At 69.1% G+C, this 938-nt stretch carries 1 protein-coding gene and 1 pseudogene; both read left to right on the top strand.

Features of this window, described 5'->3' with window-relative positions:
* A partial coding sequence (locus PUR53_RS00870; RefSeq protein WP_329902034.1) for an SRPBCC family protein occupies positions 1-433 on the top strand: 433 nt, incomplete at its 5' end.
* Positions 434-482: 49 nt separating this feature from the next.
* Positions 483-938: pseudogene (locus PUR53_RS00865) on the top strand (serine hydroxymethyltransferase); the annotation flags it as partial.

Below are 938 nucleotides of genomic sequence, written 5' to 3'. Positions count from 1 at the left end.
TGGCGCGGAGTTCGGTGAGGAGGTGCGGGGGTTCACCGTCGACGGTTCCGAGGGCCTGGACCGCATCCCCGGTGTCGCCGAGGAGCAGGACCGCCGCTACTACGCGATCACCGTCCGGCCGCAGGTGTTCATCAACCTCGTCCCCGACCACGTCATCTTCCACCGGATGTACCCGATGGCGGCCGACCGCACGATCGTCGAGTGCGACTGGCTGTACCTGCCGCACGTCGTCGACAGCGGCAAGGACGTGGAGCGTTCGGTGGAGCTCTTCCACCGGGTCAACCAGCAGGACTTCGACGCCTGCGAGCGCACCCAGCCGGCGATGAGCTCGAAGGCGTACGCCAAGGGCGGTGTCCTGGTGCCCAGCGAGCACCACATCGGCGAGTTCCACACCTGGCTGCAGAACAAGCTCGACGTCGGACCCGCGCACTGACCTCCCGTCCCCCCTCGCCTCCCTCCGGAACCCGCACAGGAGACCGCTGATGACCCTGTTCAACCAGTCCCTGCACGAGCTGGACCCGGACGTCGCCGCCGCCGTCGACGCCGAGCTGCACCGCCAGCAGTCCACCCTGGAGATGATCGCCTCGGAGAACTTCGCTCCCGTCGCGGTCCTGGAGGCGCAGGGCTCGGTCCTCACCAACAAGTACGCCGAGGGCTACCCGGGCCGCCGCTACTACGGCGGCTGCGAGCACGTCGACGTGGCCGAGCAGATCGCCATCGACCGGGTGAAGGACCTGTTCGGCGCCGAGTACGCCAACGTGCAGCCGCACTCCGGCGCCTCCGCCAACCAGGCCGCGCTCTTCGCCCTGGCCCAGCCCGGCGACACCATCCTCGGCCTGGACCTGGCGCACGGCGGTCACCTCACCCACGGGATGCGGCTGAACTTCTCGGGCAAGCAGTTCGAGGTCGTCGCCTACCACGTGGACACCGCGACCGGT

It is taken from the genome of Streptomyces sp. SP18BB07, from assembly GCF_036322545.1.
Classification (GTDB): domain Bacteria; phylum Actinomycetota; class Actinomycetes; order Streptomycetales; family Streptomycetaceae; genus Streptomyces; species Streptomyces deccanensis.
Note: the sequence above shows the minus strand (reverse complement) of the source record. Positions and strands in the feature narration are given on the sequence as shown.